The organism is Lachnoanaerobaculum sp. (genome assembly GCF_057250505.1).
This window is the reverse complement of record NZ_DBHIEQ010000023.1, coordinates 1-8818: the sequence shown is the minus strand read 5'-3', so window position 1 is coordinate 8818 and position 8818 is coordinate 1. Positions and strand designations below refer to the sequence as shown.

The following is an 8818-nucleotide window of genomic DNA, read 5'->3' as shown; positions in this document are numbered from 1 at the left end:
CTATAAAATTATATAATAAAAACACAATAAAATAAAGAGCCTGCACTAATTTGCAAGCTCATATACGAGTATGTTCTATTAAAATTCATCTTCAGCTTCCCAGTCATAGTCATCTTCATTAAAGTCATCTTCAAGGAAGCCTTCAATAACCCTGTCATTATGACTACCGTCAGCCTTGGTTTCAAGCAATACCCAGTTTAAATCATCTTCCTCCGCTCTTGGGTTTCCTTCGTCAAGAAAGGAATAAAACTTTGATATTACAGCCTTTGTATAGATTTGTAAAAATCTCTCGGCCTCTTCTTCAGTAAAGCAAGCATTGAATTTGTCAAGAAGCTCTTTATCGTCCTCATAGAAGTCATCAGCCAGCTCCAGATTGCCTTCAATATCTCTTACAATCTTTTGCATTTCCTTAAATACGGACATTCTGGCAAATTGCGGTATATTCTCTGTCACCTCACTGTATGCGGCAGGTATATTGTTTCTAAATCCCGCCTTATCCATCTTTATAACAAGGTCAAGTATCGCCTTTTGCTTTTTAGCGTCCAGATTAGTGATACCCGATAAATAAAACTCCTTGGCATTATCACTTAAATTCGAGTCTTCAATAATCTTTTTTAATTGTTCAAATGTATTCACAGTCCCCTCCTGAAAAATATTTTAAATAGTATTACAATTTTGATATATTTACATTCTTATTAGATAAATTATTTTCCATTTCCATACTCCTCCTCTTATATATCTGTCATTGGAACAATTCAGAATGACTTCCCACCCTATTTAACATCAGTACAAGTATCTCTTCACGAATTTCATATATAAGCAACCAATCCGGTTCTATATGACATTCTCTGGTATCTTTATAATTACCTGTAAGTTCGTGATCTCTATACTTGGCCGGCAATTGATTTCCGTCTACTAAAATCTCAATTATCTCAAACAGTTTATCGATATTCTTGTTTTGCTTTTTTGCAAGTTTCAAATCTCTCTTAAACTGAGTAGTAAATTTTATAGTGTACTTCATATATCCAACGCATCTCTCAGTTCTTTAATGCTGTTATACCCTTTGACCGAATCGTCGGTAAAAAGCTTACGTCCTTCTTCAATAGCAGCCTTTGTATCCTTGTTAGGTGTGTCAAGCTTAAGCTCAAACGGTATGCCGTTTTCTCTGACTGCGGTTCTCAAAAACATATTTATAGCTGTTGTCATATTAAAACCAAGTTGGTTGAAAATTTCTTCAGCCTGATCCTTTATATTTTTATCTGTTCTTATATTTAGATTTGTAGTCATATATCTACCTCCAATATCTAAAATATAGTTTAAAATTCGTGCAATGTCAATACAGTGTGATAATAATAAATAGTTTATATACAAAAAAGGATTTCAAGTCCAAAGAACTTCAAATCCTTTTGTAAGTTATTTATTTTTATCTTCCTGTTTTTTTCTTTCTACAAATCTGCCCATAAAGAATGCGAAGACGCCGACGCCTATACCTGTCTGTACACAGAAAAGTAAGCTCTCCACCTCACCCGGAAGCTCCTTACCGATCAGTGTCTCTATAACAGGAGTGAACCAAGGCTCGTATTCTTTACCCTGAATTTCGGAAACGACCTGACTTCCGGCATCATCTGAACCTCCGAACTCCGCATTCTTGAGAGTTAAAAGGGGAACGAGTGCCAATAATACTATTATTATAAGTGAAACTATTACAATCTTTTTATTCTTTGACATCAGTTTGCACCTCCCTCTAAAAATCCGATTTCCTTAAGCTCAGACTGTGCATATGTTCTGAGACCGATAATAATAACTACAGTCAAAAGACCCTCTATTATAGCAAGCGGCACCTGTGTAGGAGCAAATACAAGTAAGAACTTTCCTGCAGAAGCCATAACACCGCCCTCCTTCATAGGGTAAGCAAGTGCAAGCTGGAATGAAGTAACAACATAAGTAAGCAAATCACCGAGGAATGCTGCAAGGAATATTGAAATATTGTCACTTACTTTTGCCTTCTTGCAAATCTTATAAACGGCAAATGAAACAAAAGGTCCTGCTATAGCCATAGAGAAAGTATTTGCTCCAAGTGTTGTCAGACCGCCATGTGCTAAAAGAATTGCCTGGAATATAAGTACTATAATACCAAGGATACTTACCGCACTCGGACCGAAAAGAATGGCTGCAAGTCCTGTACCTGTCATATGTGAACAAGATCCTGTAACTGAAGGAATCTTAAGTGAAGAAAGAACAAAGACAAATGCACCTGACATAGCTATAAGTGTAATTGTTCTTCTGTCCTTACTTACAGTCTTTTTAATAGACAGATATCCGGCTATCAAAAAAGGTAATGAAATAAGACCCCAAGCCACACAGTATCCTACAGGTAAATAACCCTCCATAATATGCATAGCGTTGCCGTTAAAAGGCAGTGCAAAACTGAAAGCAAATAAAATTGCCAAGCTCATGAAAATTTTTTCTTTTCTCTTCATATAATCCTCCTATAAAAAATTTATATTAACTCAAGCTTTTGCCTGAGAAATAATCAAATCTCTAAACTCCTCGACGCTTCTTACCGGAACACAGTCTTCCTTAACTATGGAGTTTTCGACAAGAGTATCAAAAACATCAAGAAGAATAGGCTTTTTAAGGTTTGCCTGTTTTAAAACTTTATTATCACTTAATACATCTATTGGCTTACCGTCGGCTATTATATTTCCGTCACAGAATACAACAATTCTGTCGGCGAAACGATAAGCAAACTCTATATCATGTGTGGATATAACCAAAGTTTTGCCGTCACCGCTCATCTTATCAAGAGCCTCTTCAAATATAGCGACATTTTTCGGATCAAGTGACGCGGTAGGCTCATCAAAAATAATTATCTTTGAGTCCATGGCGATAATATCGGCAATACTTACTCTTTTTTTCTCACCGCCGCTTAAATAATGAGGCGGTCGGTCTATCAAATGATGAATATTCATATAATTTAGCGCATCATCAACTCTTTTTTTAACTGCTTCTTTGCTTAGACCAAGATTCATAGGACCGAAGCTTACCTCCGCCCTTACGCTTGAGGCTATTATCTGATTGTCGGCATCCTGAAAAACTATACCGACATTTTTTCTAAGCTCTTTGATACTCGATTTGTCTATAAGCTTATCCTTATAATAAACCGCTCCGCTTTCAGGCTTTAACACTCCGTTGATATTCAAGAAAAATGTCGACTTTCCGGAGCCGTTTGCACCTAGAATAACCAAACGTTCTTTTTCATGTATATCAAGGGAAACACCCTTTAGAGCTTCTTTATCATTATCATAAGAATAATGAATATTCTCAGCTTTTAATATTACATCGTTCATATAACCAATCTCCTTATGTTAAAACTATACTGCAAATGGAAACTTAAGTTTTAAACTGACAATCCATAAAAAAAACATAAATAAAACAAATAAAAACACCGCCAATATATTTTTGCCGTAAAGTCTTTTTTCATCCTGTAAAAAATTCAAATCTCCGTCAAAGCACCTTGCTTCCATAGCCGTATAGTATGAATTGGCTTTTTTCAGTGAGACTATAAGGATATTACTTGCAATATTTCCGAAACTTGTCATAGAAGTTTTGAAGTTTCGATAGCCAAGCCTTGAAGCGGCCGAGTTTTGCATATTCATATAGCTTTCTATAAGTATGAATATAAATCTATATATAAGATTCATAAGCTCTACCAAAAGTTTAGGTAAATGCATATTTCTGAGAGCATTTATTATCTCATAAGGCATCGTGGAAAGTATCAGGCTTTGCATAATACTTACACAGGCAAATACCTTTATCACAAGTTTGAGAGTCATTATAATCTGAGCTTTTGAAGTATAGATATACAGACTTACAAGCTTAATGTTAAAGTCTCCGCTTTCGTGGAAGGAAAATCCTACCGCAATACCGATACTTGCTAAAACTATAAAACTGAAAGGTGCTATAAACATTGAAAGGTACTCTTTTGCATCCATACCGCCAAGCAAAACACTTACAAAAAACATGGTAATAAAAGCATAAGCACTGACGTATATATTGTTTAATGTAATTGTCAAAATAAGTGCAACTAAAGCGGATATTAACTTAAACTCGGGATTTATCCCTTTCAGCTTTGAATGGAAAGCATATAAGTCTATGGAATAATATCCACCATGCTGATGTGCCATAAAACCTCCTATAAAAAAAACTGTACACAATGGGTTCGGACCTCATTGTATACAGTTTATTTACATACAAAATCAAGACACCGTAAAAACAGTATCTTAAACCTACCTATAAAACTAACCGGATATTTTTGAGATCGAAAAATTCCATATATATAAGTACATAGATGTATCCTGACTTAAATTCCGATAAAGATATCGAAAGATCCGACCTTCCCGCTTTTGGCAGTGGTATATGGGATCTATTATTATCACAGTAGCGTTCCTGTGTGGGATTCTCACCCAACTTCCTATGTCGAAACATAAAATCCATGTACAACGATGCTTAGAATACCACAATATATCCTTAAAATCAAGTATAATTTCTATATTTATAATAAAAGTGACATAAAGATATTCATATAGTTAGGTTTACTTAACGTTTTATATGTTTTTATAACATATAAAGAGCAAATATTTATAAAATTATACCAAAACCCCCTTGGGTATATCTGCTTGACTTAAAATAAAAAATCACGGAATCATAATAACTCATAATTCCATGATTTTTTTAATAATATTTATTTCAGAGTCTAAAACTTATGCTCCACACAGTCTGTCAAATAACATGAATACTCAGGATACAGTGAAAGCTTTATTTTAGGCTTTTTTATACCTGATTTTATACGGGATATCATTTCCTCAAAATAACAGGCATCTCTCTCCCACGCTTTAACAGTTTCTTCTCTGTCCTGTTCACTTTCATAATCATCATCTTCTTTTGCTTCTTTGACGGCATCCTTAAAATATTTGCGATTTTCTTCCACAAGTTTATTAAAGAAGTCCTTTTCATCATTTATCCAAAGAGCATAAAAATAATAGTCCCAGTCCGCAATAGAGTAATATGTATATACATCTTCATCGTTAAGGTATTTTAAAAAGATATCATATTCATCCATTACATAGTAGGCATCAAAGATATCACACTCTGAAATATTGTCGGTATTCAAAGAATAGTTACTGTCTTCATCAGGTTTTACCTGCTCCAAATATCTTTTTGCACTCTCCTTATTACCAAGAAATATTTCACAATAAGCTATACTTAATAACAGTCTCATTCTGTTTGGATATTGCCTTAACAGATCTGTGAATATATCCTTAGCCTGTTTATACTCTTTAAGTTCATATAAACATACGGCATAACTGAAAGTATCTTCATAACTTTCTGTCATATCCATTGCAATTTTATAATATTTTTTGCCAAGATAAAGACTGTCTGACGAATCATTGTCCTGATATTGACTGAAGTTATACTCTCCAAGTCCCCTATATGTCTCTATACAAGGTGATTTCAACTTGTATGCCATATCTAAATATTTCAGGCAAAGTGGAGTGTTGTCCTCATAAAAGGCAATATTTGTATACAGTCTTGCCTTTTGTTTGTCATCCAAGCGATTGGAAAAGTTATCTAAGAAATCTTTTAACAGCTTACCGCAATCACTCTCGGCATATCTAAGTATCAGTATTACAGAGGCAAGTGTACAGACAGCATCAATATCAAAGGGATTTTTATCAAGTCTTTTTTGAAGATAGCCTTCCATTTTTTCAAGATATTCCTTTGACTTTTCAAAATCCCTTGTAAATTTTTCATTATACTTACTTTCATACTCTTTTTGTAGCTTGTACCAATATGACTTTATTTCTTCCATCACCAATCCCCCTTATTTTATCTACCAAAGCTTTGCTATAAATACCATATTTTGTGCCGTCATCATATTGTAGGGACCGACTTCCTTTGACTTTGAAACATTGACGGCAGACACCTCTGTATCATAGCCGTACTCTTTGGACTTTTTTAAAATATCACTTATCTGTGCAACCGTTTCTAATGTAATAGCCGAGATGACTATTGTAGGATGCTTTTTTGAAGCAAATATCATATCCATTACAGCATTCAGCTCACCGCCGCTTCCGCCTATAAATATTTTATCCGCCTCAAGGATATGCTCCAAGCCCTCAGGTGCTTTGGCAAAAATAAGCTCTATATTTTCAGCATTGAAATTATGTATATTCTTTTTTATAAGCTCAACTGCCACCGGATTTTTCTCTACCGCATAGACTTTACCCTCATAGGCAAGTCTTGACATCTCTATACTTACAGAGCCGCTGCCTGCACCGATATCATAGCAAATACTGTCAGAGTTTATATCAAGTTTACTTAAGATTACCGCTCTTACTTCAGACTTTGTTATCGGCACTTTATCCCTTATAAAAGCTTCATCAGGAAGTCCGAAACTGATTGCCTTCTCACTGTCCGGGTTATATATTATCATACAGTTTAAGTCAGATATATCCATATCAAGAAATTCATGGGGGCTTGCGGTAGTGATTCTTTCATTCTCATAGGAGAGATTTTCACCTATTGTGACATCAATATCAAAGAATCCGAAGCTTATAAGTTTTCTACAGATTTCCTTTGCACCCTCACCCTTTGATGTAATTATAAAAGTATATTCATTTGAGTCTATATTGTGGTATAAAAGCTCATCTTTTCCGTGAAAAGACAGTATTTTAACCTTAGCCACATCCGTATTTGTCTTTGCACATAGATAACTTAGGCTTGATATTCCGGGGAATGTATTTATCTTACAGTTCTTAAAAGCTTTCAATCTTTCAAACAGTTTAGAACTGCCGCTAAAGAGTGAAATATCACCGCTGAACACCACAGCGATTTCACTGTCCGTATTTGAGTTTATTATGTCAAATATTTTTTCGGTATTGTATTCTGTAAAGCAAGTCTTATCGGAAAAATCGGACTTTATACTATCTACTATTCTCTTTGCACCTATTATAATACTTGAATTTGATATGGCGGTATATGCGGCCTTTGTCAAAAGATTCGGGTTTCCAAGTCCTATTCCTATCAAGTTAATATTCATACTTCCCCCTTTAAAGATTTTTTATATTTTGTATACATTCTTCAAGGCTTATTCCTACAACCTCTGATTGCGGCAATATAATTACAGGTATACAACCTGTATTCTCACAGGCTTCTATCTTTTCATCAAAACCTCCGCTCTTGCCTGAAACCTTTGTAACAAGATACTTACAGTGTAATTCCTTTATTATTGCTTCATTAAGGTTTCTTGAAAACGGACCTTGCATAGCTATTATATTTTTAGACGCCACACCTGCATTTATACAGGCATTTATAGAATCCACACTTGGGAGTACTCTTGCAAATATACGGTCACAAAGTTTAGCAAACTGTGAGATTTCCTTGCTGCCGGTTGTAAGGAGTATATTTCCATTTGTTTTTAAAAGGTATTCTATAGCCTCATTATTTGAATTAAACTCAAGATTATGTCCTTTAGTAACATCCATAGACTCTCTTTTTACTCTGAAAAATGTTACATCTTTTGAGAGAGACTTTATAGAGGCAAGTATATTTTTTGAAATCTCATAAGCGTAGGGATGAGTGGCATCTATAACACAGTTAATCCGATTTTTTTCTATCAGGCTTACTATTTCATCTGTATTCAGTCTTTTTTCACTTACCTTTACATAATGAAACTGTGGTAAAACTTCTCTGCCGTACTCTGTGGCTACACAAAGAATTGTAGGCAGTTTCAGTTTATCACATACCGTTGCAAGTTCTCTGCCCTCTGTAGTACCGCCGAATATCAGGATTTTACTCATTGTTATAGCCTCTTGGAGTTACAAGCTTGTTATCAATTACCTTTGTCATTGAATTACCTATGAATACGGTTTCAAACATTCCGGCTTTAATATCTTTTAATTCCTCTAATGTATAGACGGTATAATCCTCTCCGTCTCTTCCTATATTCTTTGCTATTGCACATGGAGTATCAGCACTCTTATGCTTTAAAAGTATTTCACAGGCTTTTTCAAGATAGTCTGCACGCTTTTTACTGCCTGGATTATAAAGACAGATACAAAAATCTCCTGTTGCGGCACATTCAAGCCTCTTTTCTATCTTTTCCCAAGGTGTTAAAAGATCACTAAGGCTGATTACCGCAAAATCATGTATCAGCGGTGCTCCTATAAGCGCCGCACCTGAAAGTGCCGCAGTTACACCGGCTACAGTCTTTACCTCCACTTCTTTGTACTGCGGCGAAATACCAAGCATAAGTCCCGATAAGCCGTAGACTCCTGCATCTCCGGAGCAGACAAGTGCTACGGTTTTCCCCTTATTTGCCTCTTCAAAAGCAAGCACACATCTGTCATATTCCTTTGTCATAGGAGTTGAAAGACAGTTTTTATCAGGCCAAATCTCCTTTATAAGATCTGTATACACCGTATATCCTATGACGACATCGCTTTCTTCTATTTTCTTAACAGCCTCAATTGTCATTTGCTCATACTTACCGGGTCCCATACCCACTATATAAATCTTTTTCATTTAAGTCCTCTTACTATAATTATTGTAAAATATCCGCTTGTTTCAGGAAGGTTATTTGCCCCCACAAAAAGTCTTTCATTTTCCATACCGCAGTTTTCCACCATATATACATCACAATGAGGCTTATTTTCTCGTATATATGATACCAGACTTTCATAGCTCTTTCCCGACTTCATCAGTACCAAAGTACCTTTCAGACTGAAGGCTTCCTCAAAAGAATATGATGAAGGAA

11 protein-coding genes and 1 pseudogene are annotated in these 8818 nt (G+C 35.3%); all 12 read right to left on the bottom strand.

Annotation, left to right across the window (positions count from 1 at the left end):
• Positions 1-78: 78 nt before the first annotated feature.
• Positions 79-636 carry a peroxidase gene (locus ACO6FI_RS09900; protein ID WP_485457190.1) on the bottom strand — a complete coding sequence of 186 codons (558 nt, stop codon included), beginning with the start codon at positions 634-636 and terminating at the stop codon, positions 79-81.
• A gap of 106 nt (positions 637-742) precedes the next feature.
• Complete coding sequence (locus ACO6FI_RS09895) at positions 743-1021, bottom strand: type II toxin-antitoxin system YafQ family toxin (protein ID WP_485457189.1); 279 nt, start codon at positions 1019-1021, stop codon at positions 743-745.
• On the bottom strand, positions 1018-1287 hold the full coding sequence (locus ACO6FI_RS09890) for a type II toxin-antitoxin system RelB/DinJ family antitoxin (protein WP_485457188.1): 270 nt from the start codon (positions 1285-1287) through the stop codon (positions 1018-1020). Before ACO6FI_RS09890 ends, ACO6FI_RS09895 begins: the two co-directional genes overlap by 4 nt.
• Before the next feature lie 126 nt (positions 1288-1413).
• Positions 1414-1728: an energy-coupling factor ABC transporter substrate-binding protein gene (locus ACO6FI_RS09885; protein ID WP_060931425.1), complete on the bottom strand. Its 315-nt coding sequence runs from the start codon at positions 1726-1728 to the stop codon at positions 1414-1416.
• Entirely contained in the window at positions 1728-2480 is a 753-nt protein-coding gene (locus ACO6FI_RS09880) for an energy-coupling factor ABC transporter permease (protein ID WP_060931424.1), read from the bottom strand. Before ACO6FI_RS09880 ends, ACO6FI_RS09885 begins: the two co-directional genes overlap by 1 nt.
• A 30-nt stretch (positions 2481-2510) precedes the next feature.
• Positions 2511-3350, bottom strand: a complete 840-nt coding sequence (locus ACO6FI_RS09875) for an energy-coupling factor ABC transporter ATP-binding protein (RefSeq protein ID WP_485457187.1) — start codon at positions 3348-3350, stop codon at positions 2511-2513.
• 24 nt (positions 3351-3374) lie between these two features.
• Complete coding sequence (gene cbiQ, locus ACO6FI_RS09870) at positions 3375-4187, bottom strand: cobalt ECF transporter T component CbiQ (protein ID WP_485457186.1); 813 nt, start codon at positions 4185-4187, stop codon at positions 3375-3377.
• A gap of 569 nt (positions 4188-4756) precedes the next feature.
• Positions 4757-5872: a tetratricopeptide repeat protein gene (locus tag ACO6FI_RS09865; RefSeq protein WP_485457185.1), complete on the bottom strand. Its 1116-nt coding sequence runs from the start codon at positions 5870-5872 to the stop codon at positions 4757-4759.
• A 21-nt stretch (positions 5873-5893) separates the two neighbouring features.
• Positions 5894-7102, bottom strand: a complete 1209-nt coding sequence (gene cbiE / locus ACO6FI_RS09860) for a precorrin-6y C5,15-methyltransferase (decarboxylating) subunit CbiE (RefSeq protein WP_485457184.1) — start codon at positions 7100-7102, stop codon at positions 5894-5896.
• 10 nt (positions 7103-7112) lie between these two features.
• Positions 7113-7862, bottom strand: a complete 750-nt coding sequence (gene cobK, locus ACO6FI_RS09855) for a precorrin-6A reductase (protein WP_485457183.1) — start codon at positions 7860-7862, stop codon at positions 7113-7115.
• Positions 7855-8586: a precorrin-3B C(17)-methyltransferase gene (gene cobJ / locus ACO6FI_RS09850; protein ID WP_485457182.1), complete on the bottom strand. Its 732-nt coding sequence runs from the start codon at positions 8584-8586 to the stop codon at positions 7855-7857. Before cobJ ends, cobK begins: the two co-directional genes overlap by 8 nt.
• Positions 8583-8818, bottom strand: a pseudogene (locus tag ACO6FI_RS09845) (precorrin-2 C(20)-methyltransferase); the annotation flags it as partial. The gene cobJ and the pseudogene ACO6FI_RS09845, both read right to left, overlap by 4 nt.